General features: G+C 68.2%; 20 protein-coding genes and 1 tRNA gene. 10 read left to right on the top strand and 11 right to left on the bottom strand.

All coding sequences use genetic code 11. The features are described from left to right. Positions 1-46: 46 nt before the first annotated feature. The 3 genes from MWN34_RS06795 to MWN34_RS06805 all read right to left on the bottom strand — a co-directional run bounded on the left by MWN34_RS06795 (position 47) and on the right by MWN34_RS06805 (position 3,326). Positions 47-1,246, bottom strand: coding sequence for an ABC transporter substrate-binding protein (locus MWN34_RS06795; protein ID WP_247027890.1), 1,200 nt, complete (start codon positions 1,244-1,246; stop codon positions 47-49). A gap of 203 nt (positions 1,247-1,449) precedes the next feature. Further along, positions 1,450-2,391 carry an aminotransferase class IV gene (locus tag MWN34_RS06800; RefSeq protein WP_247027892.1) on the bottom strand — a complete coding sequence of 314 codons (942 nt, stop codon included), beginning with the start codon at positions 2,389-2,391 and terminating at the stop codon, positions 1,450-1,452. A gap of 152 nt (positions 2,392-2,543) precedes the next feature. Then, a complete protein-coding gene (locus MWN34_RS06805; RefSeq protein ID WP_247027894.1) occupies positions 2,544-3,326 on the bottom strand; it encodes a DeoR/GlpR family DNA-binding transcription regulator in 783 nt (260 codons plus the stop codon). A gap of 102 nt (positions 3,327-3,428) precedes the next feature. Here MWN34_RS06805 and MWN34_RS06810 point away from each other — a divergent pair, with 102 nt between their 5' ends. Genes MWN34_RS06810 through MWN34_RS06820 form a run of 3 tightly spaced genes read left to right on the top strand, consistent with a single transcriptional unit; the run spans position 3,429 to position 7,478 of the window. Then, a complete protein-coding gene (locus tag MWN34_RS06810) occupies positions 3,429-4,820 on the top strand; it encodes an NAD(P)/FAD-dependent oxidoreductase (protein ID WP_247027896.1) in 1,392 nt (463 codons plus the stop codon). Continuing rightward, complete coding sequence (locus MWN34_RS06815) at positions 4,817-6,037, top strand: FAD-dependent oxidoreductase (protein WP_247027898.1); 1,221 nt, start codon at positions 4,817-4,819, stop codon at positions 6,035-6,037. The genes MWN34_RS06810 and MWN34_RS06815 overlap by 4 nt, the downstream gene beginning before the upstream one ends. Before the next feature lie 4 nt (positions 6,038-6,041). Then, a complete protein-coding gene (locus tag MWN34_RS06820; protein ID WP_247027900.1) occupies positions 6,042-7,478 on the top strand; it encodes an FGGY family carbohydrate kinase in 1,437 nt (478 codons plus the stop codon). A gap of 55 nt (positions 7,479-7,533) precedes the next feature. On the opposite strand, the gene MWN34_RS06825 is transcribed toward MWN34_RS06820, so the two are convergent. Then, positions 7,534-8,244, bottom strand: coding sequence for a LysE family translocator (locus MWN34_RS06825; protein ID WP_247027902.1), 711 nt, complete (start codon positions 8,242-8,244; stop codon positions 7,534-7,536). 326 nt (positions 8,245-8,570) lie between these two features. Between MWN34_RS06825 and MWN34_RS06830 the strand changes: the two genes are divergently transcribed. From MWN34_RS06830 to MWN34_RS06845, 4 genes are all read left to right on the top strand, one after another. Beyond that, positions 8,571-8,729 (top strand): hypothetical protein, encoded by a 159-nt coding sequence (locus MWN34_RS06830; protein WP_247027904.1) that lies wholly within the window; start codon positions 8,571-8,573, stop codon positions 8,727-8,729. A gap of 26 nt (positions 8,730-8,755) precedes the next feature. Further along, complete coding sequence (locus MWN34_RS06835) at positions 8,756-9,298, top strand: sigma-70 family RNA polymerase sigma factor (RefSeq protein ID WP_247027906.1); 543 nt, start codon at positions 8,756-8,758, stop codon at positions 9,296-9,298. Beyond that, the gene (locus tag MWN34_RS06840) at positions 9,288-10,034 is read left to right on the top strand and encodes an anti-sigma factor family protein (protein ID WP_247027908.1); all 747 of its coding nucleotides are present in this window, start codon (positions 9,288-9,290) and stop codon (positions 10,032-10,034) included. The genes MWN34_RS06835 and MWN34_RS06840 overlap by 11 nt, the downstream gene beginning before the upstream one ends. 173 nt (positions 10,035-10,207) lie before the next feature. Continuing rightward, complete coding sequence (locus MWN34_RS06845; RefSeq protein WP_247027910.1) at positions 10,208-10,423, top strand: hypothetical protein; 216 nt, start codon at positions 10,208-10,210, stop codon at positions 10,421-10,423. A 169-nt stretch (positions 10,424-10,592) separates the two neighbouring features. On the opposite strand, the gene MWN34_RS06850 is transcribed toward MWN34_RS06845, so the two are convergent. From MWN34_RS06850 to speB, 3 genes are all read right to left on the bottom strand, one after another. Then, positions 10,593-11,006, bottom strand: coding sequence for an EF-hand domain-containing protein (locus MWN34_RS06850; protein WP_247027912.1), 414 nt, complete (start codon positions 11,004-11,006; stop codon positions 10,593-10,595). Positions 11,007-11,190: 184 nt separating this feature from the next. Then, the gene (locus tag MWN34_RS06855) at positions 11,191-12,099 is read right to left on the bottom strand and encodes a polysaccharide deacetylase family protein (RefSeq protein ID WP_247027914.1); all 909 of its coding nucleotides are present in this window, start codon (positions 12,097-12,099) and stop codon (positions 11,191-11,193) included. Positions 12,100-12,273: 174 nt separating this feature from the next. Further along, positions 12,274-13,251, bottom strand: coding sequence for an agmatinase (gene speB / locus MWN34_RS06860; protein WP_247027916.1), 978 nt, complete (start codon positions 13,249-13,251; stop codon positions 12,274-12,276). A gap of 182 nt (positions 13,252-13,433) precedes the next feature. Here speB and MWN34_RS06865 point away from each other — a divergent pair, with 182 nt between their 5' ends. Next, positions 13,434-14,462, top strand: a complete 1,029-nt coding sequence (locus MWN34_RS06865) for an aldo/keto reductase (protein ID WP_247027918.1) — start codon at positions 13,434-13,436, stop codon at positions 14,460-14,462. 243 nt (positions 14,463-14,705) lie between these two features. Here MWN34_RS06865 and MWN34_RS06870 read toward each other — a convergent pair. Both MWN34_RS06870 and MWN34_RS06875 read right to left on the bottom strand, forming a co-directional pair. Next, positions 14,706-14,782, bottom strand: a tRNA-Met gene (locus MWN34_RS06870). A gap of 121 nt (positions 14,783-14,903) precedes the next feature. Beyond that, positions 14,904-15,458 carry an NUDIX domain-containing protein gene (locus tag MWN34_RS06875; protein WP_247027920.1) on the bottom strand — a complete coding sequence of 185 codons (555 nt, stop codon included), beginning with the start codon at positions 15,456-15,458 and terminating at the stop codon, positions 14,904-14,906. Between MWN34_RS06875 and MWN34_RS06880 the strand changes: the two genes are divergently transcribed. Next, positions 15,441-16,379, top strand: coding sequence for a metallophosphoesterase family protein (locus MWN34_RS06880; RefSeq protein WP_247027922.1), 939 nt, complete (start codon positions 15,441-15,443; stop codon positions 16,377-16,379). The genes MWN34_RS06875 and MWN34_RS06880 overlap by 18 nt on opposite strands. 18 nt (positions 16,380-16,397) lie before the next feature. Continuing rightward, positions 16,398-17,495: an alpha-hydroxy acid oxidase gene (locus MWN34_RS06885; protein ID WP_247027924.1), complete on the top strand. Its 1,098-nt coding sequence runs from the start codon at positions 16,398-16,400 to the stop codon at positions 17,493-17,495. 10 nt (positions 17,496-17,505) lie between these two features. Here the strand turns inward: MWN34_RS06885 and MWN34_RS06890 are convergent, their stop codons facing one another. Further along, positions 17,506-18,114, bottom strand: a complete 609-nt coding sequence (locus MWN34_RS06890) for a pyridoxamine 5'-phosphate oxidase family protein (RefSeq protein WP_247027926.1) — start codon at positions 18,112-18,114, stop codon at positions 17,506-17,508. Positions 18,115-18,126: 12 nt separating this feature from the next. After that, a complete protein-coding gene (phnF, locus tag MWN34_RS06895; RefSeq protein ID WP_247027928.1) occupies positions 18,127-18,885 on the bottom strand; it encodes a phosphonate metabolism transcriptional regulator PhnF in 759 nt (252 codons plus the stop codon). Between the last annotated feature and the right edge of the window lie 66 nt (positions 18,886-18,951).

Here is an 18,951-nt window from a genome sequence, read left to right on the forward strand (position 1 = left end):
GGTGTCGCGCCGCTCCCGCACGGGGAACGGCGCGGCCGCGGTCCGCTCAGGCGGCCTGCATGCGCGACCAGACGCGCTCCCACTTCTCCGGCGAAGAGGGCTGGTCGAACATGTACATGCTGGCCAGTTCCTCGGTGCGGTCCATGAGGAACAGCTTCTGTTCCTCCGGGGTCGAGATCGCGCGCAGGTCGATGGTCGCGGAGGAACCGGCGACGAGCGAGATCTTCTTGATGTTCTCGGGCGCGAGGAAGGTGTTCATGAAGTCGTGGCAGATGTCGAGCATGGCCGGGTCGGTCACGCCCGAGGTCACCAGCCAGGTATCGACCCAGCCGAGGCCGCCTTCCTTCGGCACCAGCTGGTGCGCGAAGTCGAGGTCGATCTCGCCCTTTTCCTTCTTCTGGGTGAGCACGCGATAGACCTGCGCGAATTCCGGCGCGGCGACGATGGCGCCGCTCTCCAGAAGCTGCTGCAGCGTGGTGTTGTCCTGATAGCGGGTGAGCAGCAGCGGCTTCTGCTGGATCAGCAGCTTCTCGACCTCGGCCAGCTCTTCATCCGTCAGCACATAGGGGTTGAACGACTTGCCGTCGGGGCGCGGCTTGTCCTTGGTGCCCATGCGGGTGGCGACGAGGATGCCGGCGAGGGCGATGTTCTCCTCGAAGCGGGCGCTGGTGGCGAGCCGGCCGGAGAAGGCCGGGTCGAACAGCGCCTCGATGCTCTGCACCTTCTCCTTCGGCATGCCGGCGGTGTTGTAGGTCGTGCCGTAGCTGCCCCAGCACCAGGTGACGCCGAAATGCTGGCCGTTGGCCTCGTCGGTCAGCAGCTTGTAACGCTCCGGCTTGAACACCGGATAGACATTCGCGGTGTTGGGGATCTTGCCGTAGTCGATGGCGCGGATCAGTTTCTCGCGGAAATACAGGCCCGGCCAGAAGCCATCCGCCTGAACAAGGTCGAAATCCTTGGTGCCGCCGACGCGCAGCTTGTTGTAGGCCTCGGAATTCCCGTCGAAGAAGGTCGGCGAGAACTTGATCTTGTGCTTCTCCTCGAAGGCCCCCACGATTTCGGGAACCGCATAGACCTCCCACATCAGCGCGCGAAGCTGAGCCGGCGCCGCCGAGGCGGGCCGGATATAGGGCGCGGCGATCGCCGTCGCTGCGCCGGCCGCAAGGGTCTTGAGCACCGTGCGGCGGTTGATGGACGTGGCGGAGGGGACCGCCGTGTCGAACGGACTGCACTTCGAATGGGTCATGGCCACGCCCTCTGGTTTTTAAGGTTGCGGGATCTGGTCCCGGCGGGCCCGGCCTTGTGGCGTTTCCTCCCGGCGCGGTCGCCCGCTCCGGTATTCCGGCTTCTGGAAGGTTTGCGGGGCGGTCTGGCGCCGCCCTCGTTCCGGCACGTTGGTGTTCCTTTCGCCGCGCCCGCCCGGGGCGCGGCCGGTCCTTCGGTCGCGGCTCAGGCCGCGGCCTTGAAGGGGTTCTCGGCATCGGCATAGTTGACCGGCGTCATGTGCCAGCCTTCCTTGTGCTTGCGCCAATACGTCTCCTTCAGCTTCGCGCTGATCGGGCCCGGACGGTCATTGCCGTAGATGCGGTCATTGACGCGGGCGCACGGCATCACGCCGCCGGCGGTGGTGGTGGTGAATACCTCGTCGGCATCCATCAGGTCGTCGAAGGTGATGGGGCCGATCACCGGCTGGAGGCCGAGCTCCGGGCAGAGGTCGAGCACCGACAGGCGGGTCACGCCTTCCAGCGCGCCGCGGTCCGGCGTGATGACCTTGTCGTCCTTCACGATGAAGACGTTGAAGCCCGAGCCTTCGGTCAGGAAGCCGTCCTGGTCGAGCAGGATGGCGGTGTCGAAGCCCTTGTCGAGCGCCTCGAACATGCCGCGGGTGAAGTCGCGCCACATGTAGTTCTTCAGCGTCGGGTCGAGCGATTTCGGCGAGATGCGCGGCACCGAGGCGACCAGCAGATGCGCGCCGCGCTCCTGCACGTCCGGCTTGATCACGTCCACCCACGGCACCGCATAGGCGATGAAGGTGTTGGCGCAGTCGAGCGGATTGCGCGAGCCATAGACCTTCGGCACGCCGCGGGTGGAGATCATGGCCACGAAGGCGTCCTTCAGCCCGCTGAGCGCGACCACCCGGCCGAGGATGTGGCGCATCTCCTCGCGGGTCACGCCCGGATCGAGTCGATAGCCGGCAAGCGACTTGTGGAAGCGGTCGAGATGGTCCTCGAGGCGGAAGAAGCCGCCATCGGTGACGTGCACCACGTCATAGGTCACGTCCGAATGCACGAAGCCCCAGTCGCCGACCGGAATGCGGGCCTCGGAGATGGGGACATAGACGCCGTTCATATAGGCGGCGCCCTTGGAATAGTCCGGGGTCGGCTCGGTCATCGCGTTCTCCTTCTCAAGCCGCCGGTCTCACGGGGATGCGGCGGGGTTCGGAAGGCAGCTTTCCCCCGAATGGCTCCCCCAAAAAGCACCGCTTTGCCGGAAAAGGACGGGGCCACTTCGAAAGGCCAGCCCTGCGGGGTGAATGGGACGGTTCATGTCGCAGCTCCCGCGAGGAGCACCTCGACACCGTCCGCGATCAGCCGGTCGGCCATCGCGGCGGGCGGCGGGGCGTCGGTCACCAGCCGGTCGATTTCCGCGAGCGGCGCGACCGAGAAGATGCCGGCGCCGGCGAATTTGGAGCCGTCCGCCAGCACGGTGACGCTGCGCGCCTGCCGGATCATCATCCGGGCGATCTCGGCCTCGGCCTCGTCGAAGTCCGATACGCCGTCCCGCCCGATCGCGCCGATGGTGAGCACCGCATGGAGCGCGTGGAAGCGCTGAAGCTGCTCGATCGCGATAGGCCCCAGATTCTCCCCGCCGCTCTCGCGGTAGCGTCCGCCGATGAGGAAGACGGTGCTGCCTTCGCCCCGCGCGGCCAGCGCCGCGATCGGGGTGGAGTTGGTGATCACGGTAAGGCCGCGGGCGAGGGCGAGTTCCTCGGCGAAGCACAGCGTGGTGGTGCCGGTGTCGACGAAGAGCGAATCTCCCGGCCGGAACAGTGCCGCCGCCCGCCGTGCGATGGCTCGCTTGGCCGGCCCGTTCTCCCGGAGGCGTTCGCTAAAGGGGCCCTCCGCCACCCGGCCCTGGCTTCCCGGCTCGGGCAGGCTGGCGCCGCCATGGACCTTGCGCAGCCAGCCGCGCCCGTCGAGTTCGGCGAGGTCGCGGCGGATGGTCTCGCGCGAGGCGGCGAGCTGTTCCGCGAGCGCGTCGACGCTCATCCGCTCATGCTGGCGAACGAGTTCGACGATCCTGTCCCTGCGCTGCCGGGGTGTCATGGCGATGACCGAAGCATCATAAATGATGATTGAATGGTCATATCTATTGACCGATCAGTCAAGAAGGGTAGAGAGTCTTTTTCGAAGCGTTCCGGGTCAGGCATGGGTGCGGGTGTGGTTGCGGATGTTGCGGTGATCGGTGCCGGCGCGGTGGGCTGCGCCGTGGCGCGCCGCTTCGCTCTCGACGGGGCATCCGTGCTGTTGCTGGAGAAGGGTGCCGACCTGCTCTCCGGCGCCAGCAAGGCGAACAGCGCGATTCTGCACACCGGCTTCGACGCGCCGCCCGGCAGCGTCGAGCTTGCCTGCATGCAGGCGGGCTATCGCGAATATCTGGCGATCCGAGAGGGGTTCAACCTGCCCGTTCTGGAGACCGGCGCCATGGTGGTCGCGTGGTCGCGGGCGGAGGAGGCGGCGCTTCCCGCCATCGCGGCGCAGGCGGTGGGAAACGGCGTCGAGGATGTGCGGCTGCTCACGGCTGCCGAGATTGCGGAGCGCGAGCCGCATCTGGCGCCCGCCCGCGCTGCGCTGCTGGTGCCCGGCGAGCATGTGATCGACCCCTGGTCGCCGTTCCTCGCCTATCTCCGGCAGGCGACGGCGCTCGGCGCACGGCTGAGCTTTTCCACCGAGGTGACGGGCGGGACATTCAACGGCGAGGTCTGGACTCTCGATACCACGCGCGGGGCCTTTCGTGCCCGTTCGGTCATCAACTGCGCCGGGCTGTTCGGCGACCGCATCGAGGCGCTATTGCTGGGCGCGGCGCATTTCGAGATCCGGCCGCGCAAGGGCCAGTTCGTGGTGTTCGACAAGGCGGCGAGCGCGCTGCTGCGCAGCATCGTGCTGCCGGTGCCGACCGAGCGTACCAAAGGTGTCGTGCTGTGCCGAACGGCTTTCGGCAATGTGCTGGTCGGCCCCACGGCCGAGGAGCAGCAGGACCGCGAGCACGCCGCGACCGATGGCGCCACCCTTCAGGCTCTCATCCGCCGCGCGGTGGAGATGGTGCCGGCGCTCGCCCGCATGGATGTCACCGCGACCTATGCCGGGTTGCGGCCGGCGAGCGAGGAAAAGCATTACCGCATCGTCGCGCGCCCGGAGCTGCGCTGGATCACGGTCGGCGGCATCCGCTCGACCGGGCTGACGGCGTCGCTCGGCATCGCGCAGCATGTGGCACGGCTGTACCGGGACACGAAGGAGGCCAAGCATCATCTCCCCTCACGCCTCGCGCCGTCCGTTTCCATGCCGAATCTCGCCGAGCATCTGCCGCGCGACTGGCAGTCCCCGGGCCATGGCGGGATCGTCTGCCATTGCGAGCTGGTGACGTTGCGCGAGATCGAGGCCGCATTGGGCGGCGAGGTGCCGGCACGCGATTTCGGCGGCCTGCGCCGTCGCACCCGCTGCGCCATGGGCCGCTGTCAGGGCTTCGGCTGCCTCGGTCGCCTGGCCGAGCTGACGCGCGGGCGGCTCCAAGTGCCACTTGCCGAGGGTGGCGGCTCATGATCGAAGCGTGCGACGTGCTCGTCGTCGGTGCCGGCCCGGCCGGCCTCGCGGCGGCGACCCGGCTGCGCGAGCGCGGCCTCGGCACTGTGGTCGTGATCGACCGGGATCCGTTGCCCGGCGGCATTCCCCGGCATTGCGGGCACTCGCCCTTCGGGATGCGGGAGTTCGCCCGCATCCTCACGGGTCCCGCCTATGCGCAGGCGCTGGCGGACCGGGCCCGCAAGGCGGGCGTCGAACTCCGGCTCGCCACCACGCTGGTCGGCATCGACCGGGGGCAGCCGCTGGTCGCGACCGTGACCTCGGATGCCGGCATGGCACGTCTGATGCCGCAGCGTATCCTGTTGGCGACCGGCGTGCGCGAGACGCCGCGCTCGGCCCGGCTCATCGGCGGCGACCGCCCGCTGGGTGTGATGACGACCGGGGCCCTCCAGCTTCTCGCCGAGCGCGGGCTCTCGCCTTTCCGCCGCCCGGTGATCGTGGGCAGCGAACTCGTGGCGTTGTCGGCGCTGCTGACCTGCCGTTCCATCGGCGCCCGGCCGGTCGCGATGATCGAGGCCGATGAGCGTCCTACGACGCGCCGGCCTTTCCTGCTGCTGCCGCGCCTGCTTGGGGTTCCGGTGCGCTATGGCGCGGCCTTGGCGCGGATCGAAGGTGTCTCGCGGGTCGAGGCGGTGACGCTGGACCATGCCGATGGCGCGATGGAGCGCCTTGCCTGCGACGGCGTGGTGCTGACCGGGCGCTTCACGCCGGAAGCGACGATGGTGCGGGCCGCCGGTCTGGAGATCGACCCGGGCACGCGGGGGCCCTCCATCGACCAGCTCGGCCGCACCAGCGACCGCCGCGTGCTGGCCGCCGGAAATCTGCTGCATCCGGTGGAAACCGCCGGGCGCTGCTGGGCGGAGGCGCGGATGATCGCCGACGGCCTTGCCGACGACCTCCTCGGGAGCAGCCAGGGCCATGAGACGCCGGTGGAGGTGCAGGCTGGTCCGGGCATTGCTTATGTCGTCCCGCAGCGCCTCGCCGGCTCGGCGCCCGGCATGGGAAGGCTGCAGATTCGCGTCGGCGGCGCCCGGAACGGCCGGATCGTGGTGGGCACGGATGACGGACAGGTGGCGGCGCGGCCCCGCGCGCGGCTTCTTCCCGAACGGCGGATCGACATGGCGATCCCAGCCTTGGCGGAAGGGGTGAGGCGGTTGCGGGTCGGTATCGAGGAATAGCGCCATGCGGGTCGTTGCGATCGACCAGGGAACGACCTCGACCCGCGCACTGGTGCTCGATACCGCGACGGGTGCTGCCGACATCGCTCACATCGTCCGCCACGCGACCTTTCATCCGCAGGCGGGATGGGTGGAGCAGGATGCGGCGGAACTCCTCGCCAATGTCCGCGCCTGCCTTGCCGCGGCGGGCACGGCGGACGCGGTGGCGCTCGCCAATCAGGGCGAGAGCTGTCTCGCCTGGGACGCGGTGAGCGGGGAACCGCTGTCGCCCGTCATCGTCTGGCAGGACAACCGGACGGCGGCAAGGCTGGGCGGTCTTGCGGACGCCCCGCCCGAGATCGCCCGGAGCAGCGGGCTGCCGCTCGATGCCTATTTCTCTGCCTCGAAACTGGCGTGGCTGCTCGACAACGTGCCGGCGGTGGGCGCAGCGGCGCGGGCAGGGCGGCTGCGGCTCGGCACCACGGATGCGTTTTTTCTCGACCGGCTGGCCGGCAGCTTTTCCACCGACCCGACCACCGCCTCGCGCACGTCGCTGATGAACCTCGCGACCTGTGCGTGGGACCCGGAGCTGTGCCGTCTGTTCGGCGTGCCCATGGCGGCGCTGCCGCAGATCCGGCCGAGTGCGGGTGTGCGGGGCCGGATCGCCGGGGCGCCGGTGCTCGCTGCGCTGGTGGATCAGCAGGCCTCCCTCTATGGGCATGGCTGCCGCATGCCGGGCGCGGCGAAGATCACCTTTGGCACCGGGGCCTTCGCGCTGGCGGTGACGGGGGGCGACATCATCCGCGCGAAAGGCGAGGGGTTGCTGCCGACGGTGGCGTGGAGCACCGCATCGCAGACCACCTATGCGCTGGATGGCGGCGTCTACGATGCCGGCTCCGCGGTCGAATGGGCCATCCGCATCGGCGTGCTCGACGAGGTCAGCCAGCTCGATCGGTTCGACGCGCCGGCCGCCATCGACCGCGGCCTCGTATTCGTGCCCGCTTTGTCGGGCCTTGCCTGTCCGCATTGGGACCGCACGGCCGCCGCCATGTGGCTCGGCATGAGCGGGGCGACGACGCGGGCCGATCTCCGGCAGGCGCTCGTCGAGGGCATCGCGCTGCGCACAGCGGAGGTGGTGGCCGCCATCGACCGGCATGTCCAGCTTGGTGTTCTGCCCGCGCAGGCCATCTCCATCGACGGAGGACTGAGCCGCAGCGGCTATTTCTGCCGGTTCCTCGCCGATGTGCTGGGGCGGCAGGTGGTGCGCAGCGCCTTTAGCGAGCGCACCGCCTATGGCGCCGCCCTGCTCGCGGCGGCGGCGATGGGCGCCGAGGTCGTCCCCTTGACGGCGCCTGAGGAGACTCTTGCGCCGACCCATGCGGGTGCGCGCAAACGGGAGGAGAGGCGCGCGCGTTTCGCCGAGGCGGTGAGGCGCTGCCGGGAGTGGCGGGGCATCGCGTGAAGATGGGGTAACGCAGGGCTTCCGCACGCCAGCGCGGCTCCCCCGGCGCGATGTTCTAGTTGCGAGGCGTCCGGGCCGCGGCGTCCTGCCCGGCCATGTTGTTGGGTCCCCGGCTGCTCCATGAGAGATGTACCCCGGCCTGCTCAACGGCGGGCATGGCGGCCAGCGCGCCCTTCATCATCATGTTCACCGCGAGGGCGGCGAGCAGCAGGCCCGCGCCCCTGTTCATCACATGGAGCCGGCGGTTGGTGAGCCGCCCGCGCAGAAGAGCCGCGGTGATGCTCAACAGGATCCACCAACCGAAGGAGCCGAGAAAGACGCCGGCGGCCAGCAGCACCTGCGTGGTCCCATGATCGAGGAAGGCGGGCGCGGCGGCCGCAAAGAGGATAGGCGTGACGGGATTGAGGAAGCCGAATCCGACGGCACCGCAATAGGCCGAGGCAAGGTTGCGGCGGCTCTCCGCCGCGCATGGCAGCACCGGGCTGCGCCGCAAGACCCGGACCGAAAACACGAGGAGGACCAGCCCGGAAGCCAGTGACAGCAGCGCCGCATCTGACCAGAGCGCGACGAAGGCCGTTCCGCAGCCGGCGACCAGCGCGCCATAGGTGAGGTGCACCGTGGCGACACCGAGACCGGTGACGAGGCCGGTCAGCCATCCGGCGGCGATGGTGCGCTGGATACACAGCATGCTCGCCGGGCCGATCGGCGCGGCGATGGACAGTCCCACGCCGGCACCCGTAAGTATGGCGGTGGCGAAGAGAGTCATGGGCGTTTTCCGCCCCGAAACGCCCGCCGGAATCCGGCTTGATCCTTCGCCACCGCCTTGTGGCTGCGTCCAACCTTGCCCGCCTCAGCGGAGGCCGCAGCCACAACCTGAATCGATCCGCATCGCATCGGAAAACGCCCCCGCACGGATAACAGACCGGGCGGCGGGCGCGTTTATTCGCGGGCGCGGCGATTTTTTTGCGGGCGGGGACGTTGCCGCGAATAAAACGCGGGTTCTTCCGGTCCTGTCTTCAATCAGCAGGTTGTGGAGTCGACGGAATGCCTCGGCCGCAGTGGAACGCATGGAAAGCCGAATGAGCCGATGGTATGAAAACGACCGGCATTGCCGTTCCTACGATCGCGCTCGTCGGTTTTCAGGCCGATTGGTCACGATGGAAGCCATTCATGCACCTCGCGCCGCATCTGCCGGAGATTTCGTTGCAGGTGCGGCCGGCCCGGTCTGACGGTAGTGAGGCCGGCCTGTGAGATGGCGTTTCCGACCGAGGGATTCCGTGCCGCCCCAGCAGGAGCAGCCGAGTTTCGAGCAGGTCGTGCTGCCCAATCTCGACGCCGCCTACAATCTCGCGCGATGGCTGGTCCGCGATGCGCAGCTGGCGGAGGACGTGGTGCAAGACTCCGTGGTGCGGGGACTGACCTATTTCGCTTCCTTTCGCGGCGGCGATCCGCGGGCGTGGCTCATGCGCATCGTGCGCAACACCGCCTATACGGCACTCGCCGCCCGCCAGCAGGCATTGCGGCACACGGATGCCCGCGAGATGACGGCGGACGAGCAGGTGCTGAACGTTCCGGACCCCGGCGCGAATCCGGAAGCCGCGCTCTCCGGGGCCGAGGACGCCGAGCGCCTGACCGATGCGCTCCGCGCCTTGCCGCCGGAACTGCGCGAGTGTCTCGTGCTCAAGGAACTTGAAGAGCTGTCCTATAAACAGATCGCGCAGATCACCGGCGTGCCGATCGGCACGGTCATGTCCCGGCTGTGGCGCGCCCGCAAGATGCTGATGGGCGCGGCAGGGGAGGGAGGCGAGCATGATTCCTGACAACTGCGCCTCCATGCACCTGCTGATCCAGGCCGATGTCGATGGCGAGCTGGAACCGGCCGAGGCGGCGCGCGTGGCCGCTCATCTGGAGATCTGTCCCTCCTGCGCCCGGCTGCAGCAGCGCCTGCTCAGCCTGTCGTCCCGCATGCATGGACTGCCGCGCCACCGTGCGCCCGAGCTGCTGCGTGAGGCGGTGCGCACGCGGCTGGCGAAGGAGGCCGCGGGCAAGGGCGGCGGCGGCCGCTGGCGGCGCGCCGCACTCGGTGCGGCCGGCGTTGCGCTTGCCGCTTCTCTTGCCGCTTCCCTCATGCTGTTCGCCCTGCTGCCGCGTGGCGATGCTATGCCGGACTGGATCGTCGCTGCGCATATCCGGGCGCTCCAGCCCGATCACCTGATGGACGTGGCGTCGAGCGAGCAGCACACCGTCAAACCCTGGTTCGCCGGCCGGCTTCCTTTTTCGCCACCGGTGAAGGACCTCACGCAGGCCGGCTTCCCGCTGATCGGCGGACGGCTGGACTATCTGCCCGGGCACACCGCCGGGACGCTGGTTTACAAGCGGCGGGAGCACATCATCGACCTCTTCATCTGGCCTGCCGGCGACGAGGCGTTCGTAAGCGGCTCGGGCGCGCGTGACGGTTATAATTTCGTGCGCTGGAAGGCGGGAGGCATGGTGTTCTGGGCCGTGTCCGACCTGAATGCGGGGGAGCTGGAGGAATTCGCGGCGCTGTGGAGATGAACGGACCGGAAGGGACGGCGATTGCCTGCCGACCGATTTCCTGCCGGCGCTGACGGAATTTTCGGCAGGGCGGGGGCGCAAGGCGCGCGCGCTATCCTATGTTTAGTTGCGCGGACAGGTGCGGCGGCTACCGTCGCGCCAAGGCCCGTACCGCAGATGTCGAGGAGATGCCGATGCCGACCGATCCCGCCCCGCAGCCGCCGTCCATGGCAAGCGCTGCCGAACTCGACCGCCGCATCGCCGATGTGCGGGAGAACATGCGCGTGCTGACCGAGCAGGCCGCAGCCTATTCCGGTGCCGGCGACGAGAATTTCACGGCCGACCGCCTGGCCGAACAGCAGGAACTGCTCGACAGGCTCACCGCCGAGCGGGAACAGCTGGAAGGCTGAAGGCTGAAGGCTGAAGGCTGAAGGCTGAAGGCTGAAGGCTGAGCATCAGCTCCGGCAGACTGGCGGCGCCTGGTCTGGTCGATATCCTGTTGCGGCGGTGGCCGGTTCTTCAACGCTGGAGGCCGGCGACGTTCCGCCGCCGGCCATCCGGATCCGTATGAGACAGGGCCTATTTCACCAGCACCAGAATGAGCTGCTGGCCGGCCTTGGAGTCGAGCTCCTTCACGGTCAGCTTGCCATCCTTGTTCTTGTCCGCGGCATTGAAGCGGGCGCGGACGATGCCGAGCCACTCGTCCATTTCCAGCGTCTGGTCGCCGTCCTTATTGACCTTGGCCCAGTCCTTCTTGGTCAGGCGGCCTTCGGTTTCGTCCGGCTCAAGCGTTGTGTCGCCGTCGGGGTTGATGGCCGAGAACAGCTTGGTACCGAGGTCGATAGCCTCCTGCACGGTGAGCGTGTCGGTCGGCTTCTTGCCCGCGGCAGCGAGCACGTCGGCCGCGCTCGCGGCGAGCGCGGGCGCAGCAAGGCCGGTCGCGACGAGGCCGGCAAGGCCGATCGCGGCGGAAAGACGAAGAAGGCGAGACATGGGAGGCGCTCCATTTATAAGAATTATATAAGAGCATATCGCGACCCGCCGTGACGCCGGCAAGACGGCACGGGAGCATAGCGCGAAAACGTCGCACCTCCTTCACGGTTCCGCCGCTTCAGTGCAAAAGCTCCGGAAGGTTCGACGGGATGCTCCCCTTTCGGCGTATTCTTTCCGGCAGGGCTCAGGCCGGTGTGTGCGGCCGCCCGATGGGTGCCTGATATTGCGGAATGAGCTCGATACGCGGCGCGTAGGATCCGGTCGCTACCAGCATGCGCAGATGGGCGGCGATGTCCTCCATCGGCGCCAGCCAGACATCGCCCCGTGCGACGATCTCCTCGAGGAAGCGCGCCGCCTCGTGCCAGCGGGCGAGCCGGCCGGTGGCGAAGGGGTGGCACACCGCGACCCATAGCGCGCCGTGCTGGTAGGCCGCCTCGAATTCCTCCCGATAGATGCGCCAGCCATCGGAAGGCGCGCGGATCGGCATCAGGTAGCCGAGGTCGCCAGACTGGACGAATTGCGGCCAGTCGTCGAGGCCCCAATGGCTCGGCAGTTCCACCAGCCGCCGGCCGTCGCGCCGGCTCTCGATGAGATAGGGCAGGTCGTCGCCCATCAGCGAGGCATCATAGGCGAAGCCGCGATCCAGCAGCAGGTCCAGCGAATGGGAGGAAAAACGATACGTCGGCGCGCGCCAGCCGCGTGGCGCCCGGCCGGTCATGCGCAGGTGCACCTCGGTCGAGACATCGAGCCAGTGGGCCTGTTCCTCCAGGCCGGCGAGCTGGGGATTTTCGTGGATGTAGCCGTGATGGCCGATCTCGTGGCCGCCCGCGAGAATGGTTTCCACCGCGCGGGGATACTGCTCCATGCACCAGGCGGGCAGATAGAAGGTCTGCCGGATGCCGAGCCGACGATAGGTCTCCACGATGCGCGGCACCGCCACCTCCGGCCCGTAGCGCAGCATCGACACCTGCGCGACCCGGTTGTGCCCGTCATCGGGGAAGGCGAGATGGATGAGGCTGTCGGCATCCATGTCGAAGGTCAGGCAGGCGGCGCATTTCGCTCCGTTCGGCCAGGGGATGGGATTGGCGATCATGGTCGGGCTCCGGAAGCTGTCCGCCGGGTGAGGCAAGGCGCGTGCAAGGATGGCAGGCGGGCGTTCACGTACTGCCCGCCCGCGGCGGCGTTTGCGGCTGCCGCCCCGCCGAAACATCCCTTTCGCGAACCGGGATGGCCGGAGACTGGCCCGGCCATGGCGGAATCAACCGTCTCACACCCCCCGGGCATGCATGATGCGGCCGATGAGGTTCATCAGGATTTGCGCGGCGAGGATGGCGGTAGTGCCGGTGTGATCGTAGTCGGGCGCCACTTCCACGAGATCGACGCCCACGATGGTGCCGCGCTTCGCCAGTCCGGCCAGCATCTCCAGCACCTCGTAATAGACGAAGCCACCATGGCTGGGCGTGCCGGTGCCGGGCGCGATGGAGGGATCGAAGCCGTCGATGTCGATGGTCACGTAGTAGCGCGCGCCGGCGGGAATCCGCTCCAGCACCGCCTCGACCCCCAGCTTGCGGATCTGCCGCACCGAGAGGATGTCGGAGCCCATGGAGCGGGCGGCCTCGTAGCCCTCCTTCGCGGTGGAGGACACGTTGCGGATGCCGAGCTGGGACAGGCCGCTGACATAGGGCTTCTCGGCGGCGCGGCGCATGGGGTTGCCGTGACCGTAGCGCACGCCGTGGCGCTCGTCGACGAAATCGAGATGGGCGTCGAACTGCACGAGGTGGATGGGCCCGTTCTTCGCGCAGTCCTCGTCGAAGGCGTTGATGCAGGGAATGTTGATCGAGTGATCGCCACCCAGCACCACCGGCAGCGCGCCCGCCTTCAGGATGGCGCGCACCCCGGCCTCGATGCCGGCATGGCTCTGCATGGTGTCGGTGTGCACGATGTCGGCATCGCCGATATCCACCACCCTCACGCTCTCCGCCGGCAGATAGGTCACGTCGTCCTCATGGTCATAGGCGCCGCCATGGCCGAAGGAGAACAGGGTGGAGGCCTCGCGGATGGAGCGTGGGCCGAGCCGGGCGCCGGCGCGCCACTGGGTGCCGAAATCGAAGGGCGCGCCCATGACCGCGACATCGGCGTCGATGGCATTCCAGTCGGCGACATAAGGATATTTGCCGAAGGTACAGATGCCGACGAAGGGCAGGTTGAGGCGTCCGGTGTCGTAGCTGTTCGGCGTGTTGGCCATGATGGAATCCTACGCGGCGGGTGAACCGCCCGCAAACTGGCGCGGAACGGCGCGCGGTAAAAGAGCCAGATGCCGGGGGATGCATCGGCGGATGGCGAGGTTTGGGGTTGCCATCCTCCCATCCCCTCCGCGGGCCGCGCCCTATATGCTCATTACCGTCTCCGGATGCGAGGAAGTCCACCATGCGCTATCGCCCGCTCGGCCCCAGCGGCCTGTTCGTTTCCGAACTCTGCCTCGGCACCATGACCTTTGGCGGCGACGAGGGGATCTGGGGGCAGATCGGGCGGCTCGACCAGCAGGAGGCGGATGAGCTGGTGAAGGCGGCGCTCGACGCCGGCATCAACTTCATCGACACCGCCAATGTCTATGCCGAGGGCCGCAGCGAGAGCATTCTCGGCCAGTCGCTTCGCAATCTCGGGGTAGCGCGCGACGATGTGGTGGTGGCCACCAAGGTGTTCGGCGCCGTCGGCACCGGCCCGAACCAGCGGGGCGCCTCGCGCCGGCACATCCTCTCGGCCTGTCAGACGAGCCTGTCCCGGCTCGGGCTCGACCATATCGACCTCTACCAGATCCACGGCTTCGATCCGAAGACGCCCATCGCCGAGACGCTGGAGGCGCTCGACACGCTCGTGCGCCATGGCCATGTCCGCTATATCGGCCTGTCGAACTGGGCGGCATGGCAGGTGGTGAAGGCGGTCGGCATTGCGGAGGCGCGCAAGCTGGCGCCGCTCCTCTCGCTGCAGGCCTATTACACCCTGATCGGCCGCGACCTCGAACGCGAGATCGTTCCGATGCTGAAGGCGGAGGGGCTCGGCCTCATGGTGTGGAGCCCGCTGGCGGGCGGTTACCTCTCCGGCAAATACCAGCGCGACGCCGCCGGCGGCCTGACCGGCGCGGATGGCCGGCGCGCGACCTTCGATTTTCCGCCGGTGAATGTGGAGCGGGGTGAGGCGGCGCTCGCCGTAATGCGTCGGCTCGCCGAGACCCGCAAGGTGACGGTGGCACAGATCGCGCTGGCATGGCTGCTGCATCAGGAGGTCGTCACCACCGTCATCATCGGGGCGAAGCGGGCGGACCAGCTCGCCGACAACATCGCCGCGACGCAGGTGAGCCTCGACGCCGACGAATTATTGGCGCTCGACGCCGCCACCCGGCTGCCGGCGGAATATCCGGGGTGGATGCTGGAGCGGCAGGGGACGATCCGGGCCTGAAGGCGGAAACCGGATGGCGGTCGACGCCGTCGGCACGATGATGGCATGCGTGGATCTGCGCGGCAGCGTGCTCTGACCCGCCGCAATTCCTGTGCAGGTCGCACAGAAAATTCCGCGCTCGGAGAACGAAAGTCGCATATGCGACCTTGCGACCCCGGCAAAAGCCGCATGGCAGGCCGCACCCTCCCGGGGCGTTCTGACTTGCTTACTATTCGTTAAATTGCTGAAATATATCGGATTTATTGGTAGCGGAGGAGGGACTTGAACCCCCGACCCCAGGATTATGATTCCCGTGCTCTAACCAACTGAGCTACTCCGCCCCAAAGGCGCCGGTTGCCCAGCCGTCCTTTCAAGGTGGCGCGGATATAAGGAAGGGGGTGGCGGCGTGTCAAGCGGGGCGCGGGCGCTGTCCCCGGATCGTCGGTGCCGGGCGGGCCGGACCTACCAGCGCGGGGCGGGCGGCAGGCTTTGGCCGATCTCGTGCAGCCGGCGGCGGGTGCCGGGCGTGGTGTCGGCAGGAAGCTGGTCGAGCGGGAAGAAGCGGGCGTCGGCGATCTCGCGATTCGGCAGGCGCAGCAGGCCCATCCGGTAGCGCTCCACGACGAACACGACGACATGGTCGCGTCGGGACAGGAACGAGTTGAAGAAGATGCCGTGCAGCCGGGGCTCGCCCAGAGGCTCGACGGCGGTTTCCTCTTCCAGTTCACGGGCGAGAGCCTCGCGCACCGTCTCCCCGGCCTCGACACCGCCGCCGGGAAACTGCCAGCCGGCGACATAGGTGTGGCGTACCAGCAGCACGGCGCCATCCGGGCGCAGCACGACGGCGCGCACGCCCAGCGTGACGCCCTTGAACAAGCGCTGCCACCAGCGCGCGATGCCGGGCAGGCGGGTGCGACGGGGCTGGCGGATGGCGGGGATGAACGGCTCGGGCGCACCTCCGGCTTCCTTCGCCCGCCGGGGGCTGATATGGAAACGGCCGTGTTCGTTCTCGCCCATTTCACCGATCCTCATCTCGGCCCGCTGCCCCGCGCGCGACTCGCAGAGCTTGCGAGCAAACGTGCGCTCGGCTTCATCAACTGGCGCCGCGGTCGCCGTAAACGCTACGCAGCGGGTACGATCGAGCTTCTGGTCGAGGACATCAAGTCCATTGCACCCGATCATATCGCGGTGACCGGCGATCTGGTGAATGTCGGCCTGCCCGCCGAGTACCAGACCGGCCTTGCCTTCCTTCGATCGCTGGGCACGGGACGGGACGTCACCGTCATTCCGGGTAATCACGATGCCTATGTGCGCTCCACCGCGCATTATGCGCTGCTGAACTGGGGCGACTATATGCGCGGCGACGATGCCGCGCTGGAGGGCGTCACGGCGGAGGAGGCGTTCCCCTTCGTGCGCCGGCGCGGCGATGTGGCGCTGGTCGGGGTGTCGAGCGCGATCCCGACCCATCCTTTCATGGCGACCGGTCGGGTGGGGCATGCCCAGATGGAACGCCTCGCCCGTGTTCTCGATGAGCTTGGCCGGCAAGGCTTGTTCCGGGTGGTGCTCATCCATCATCCGCCGTGCGGCTCCCGCCCCAGCCACAAGCGGCTGATCGACGCCGAGGCTTTCCGCGCCTGCCTTGCGCGGCACGGGGCTGAACTGGTGCTCTGCGGCCATGATCATCGGCCGATGGTGGAGCAGCTTCCCGGTCCCGGCGGGCGACTGGTGCCGGTCGTGGAGGCGCCCTCCGCCGCCGCGGGGCCGGACGACAAGCGCTGGCCGGGGGGCTATCACCTCTATCGCATCTCCCGGGAAGGCGAGAGTGCGAACGGGATCTGGCGCTGCGAGATGGAGGCACGTGGCTTCGCGCCGGGTGATCCGCTCGTGGCGACGCGCACCGTGCGGGTGCTCACCGGACCGCTGCGCACGGTATCCTGAGCGGGCGGGGAGAACGGCATGGCGACGCGCTACGATATTCCTTCGCACATCGCCTCCGTGACCGATTACGAGCCGATCGCGCGCGAGCGCCTGCCGGCGGACGCCTTCGCCTATATTTCCGGCGCCGCGGCGGATGAATTGACGCTGGCCCGCAACCGTACCGCCTTCGATGCGCTGGCGCTGAAGAGCCGTGTGCTGGCGGATCTGCGCGGAGGCGGCACGGCGCTGTCGCTGTTCGGCTGTGACTTCGTCCACCCCATCCTCGTCGCGCCGAGCGGACGGCATCGGCTCTGCGACCCGCATGGGGAGCTTGCCACGCTGGTGGGAGCGGGGGGCGCGAAAGCCGGCATGGTGGTGAGCACGGAGGCCGACATCCGGCTGGAGGAACTCGCCGCCGCGGCCACGGCGCCGCTGTGGTTCCAGCTTTATGTGCAGCATGACCGGGCCTACACGCTCGATGTCGTGCGCCGGGCCGAGCAGGCAGGTTACCGGGCGCTGGTGGTGACGGTGGATGCGCCGGTGCACGGGCTGCGCAACCGGGAGCTCCGGGCTGGCTATCGCGGACCGAAGCTGTCGGAATTCGCCAACCTCGCCGGTCTGCACACCACCCATTTCGCTCATGCCGACCTTGGTGAAAGCCTCATGTTCGGCGGTTATCTCGAGGCCGTTCCGGTGTGGGAGGACATCGCCCGGCTGCGGCGGGCGACGAAGCTGCCGCTTATCCTCAAGGGCATCATGGCGCCGGAAGATGCGCAGCGCGCGCTGGAGCTCGGCGTCGACGGGATCATCGTTTCCAACCATGGCGGGCGCGTGCTGGACAGCCAGCCGGCCAGCATCGAGGCGCTGCCCGCCGTGGTGCGCGAGGTGGCGGGCCGTGTTCCGGTGCTGATGGACGGCGGCATCCGGCGCGGCACAGACGTGCTGAAGGCGCTGGCGCTGGGCGCCGCGGCGGTGCTGGTAGGCCGGCCCGTTCTCTATGGGCTTGCGGTGGCCGGGCCGGCCGGCGTCGCCCATGTGCTCCATCTGCTGCGCTGCGAGCTGGAGATAGCGATGGTGCTGACCGGCTGCCGCACGCTGTCCGACATCGGGCCGCAGGTGCTGTGGCAGCCGGGCTGAGGCCGGTTCTTCAGTAGAGCGTGGCCTTGTAGCGCTCCAGCATCTCGGTCTGCGTCTCGGCGGTAGCGAGGCCCAGTTGGTCGCGCAGCATTTCGCCCATGCTTGGCAGGCTATCGCGGGGCACGAAATGCTCAGCGTCCCATGCCTTTGAGCGCATGAAGGCCTTGGCGCAGTGCAGATACGCCTCCTGCACGGTGATGCGCAGCATGGTGACCGGGCGTCTGCCTTCCGCCATTCCGGCATCGAGCAGGTTGGGATCAGTACGGATTTCGGCGGTGCCGTTCACGCGCAGCGTCTCGTCGATACCGGGAATGAGGAAGAGCAGTCCGACCGCCGGATTGCCGAGAATGTTGGTGAGGCTGTCGAGACGGTTGTTGCCCGGCCGGTCCGGCACCAGCAGGGTCTGCGCATCGAAAATCCGTACGAAGCCGGCGGCGTCGCCGCGCGGGGTCACGTCGGCGCGGCCGTCGGTGCCGTAGGTCGCCAGCATCATCAGCGGCGAGAGACCGATGAAGTGCCGGCAATGGTGGTCGAGTGCGAGCAGCACCTTGTTGAGACTGCGCTCGCGCGGGGCGGGATAGAGAGCGCGCAGCGCCTCGATGGACGTGATGCGGGTCACCGGTATGTCTCCTCAGCTCTTGACGATGAGCTGTACGCGATCGGCCGCGAAGCGGGAACGGGTGTACTGGATCGGCAGCCGCCTGGCGTCGCCATTGACGCTTTCCACCACCATGACCACCCGGCCGGCGGGGAGGGCAAGGAGGGTGCGTTCGGTCTCATCGGCAAGACGCGCGGTCACGCGCGTCTCAAGACGGCGGTAATCGCCGAGGCCGAGCGCTTCCAGCGCGCGGGTGATGGAGCCGGTGGCAGCGACGAGAAATTCCAGGTCCTTGCAGCGATCGGCGACGTACCAGTGGGTGCCGCACACGACCGGAACGCCATCGGCCTCGCGCACGATCTCGATGCGCAGCAGCTCGGTCCCGTGGGGGATCTTCAGGCGCTCGGCAATGTCGCGCGGGGCGGGTTCGCGCTGTGACGAGAGGAAACGGCCGCCCGGCGCGCGGCCTTCGCTCGAGACGATCTCGGAGAAGCGGGTGCGGGCGCCGATGGCGTAGTGCAGCGGGACCTCCTTCACGAAGGTGCCGCGGCCGGGCGTGGCCTCGATGACGCCCTGCTCGGTCAGCACGCCGAGCGCGCGGCGCAGGGTGTGGCGGTTGACCCCGAAGCGCTCGGCGAGTTCGGCTTCGGTCGGCAGGCGGGCGCCGGGCGCGAGGCGGCCTTCCGCGATCTCGGCCGTGATGGCTTCGGCGATCTGTTTCCAGAGCGAGACACCGCTGCCGCGGGCGACGCCGGAACCATCCGTCATCGTACTGTTATCGGTCTCGCCCATTCTCCCTCCCCGAAGATTTGTTGCGACGCGTGATTGCCTATTTGTCTATATTAATATACAAATAGC

Source organism: Ancylobacter crimeensis (assembly GCF_023016805.1).
Taxonomy (GTDB): domain Bacteria; phylum Pseudomonadota; class Alphaproteobacteria; order Rhizobiales; family Xanthobacteraceae; genus Ancylobacter; species Ancylobacter crimeensis.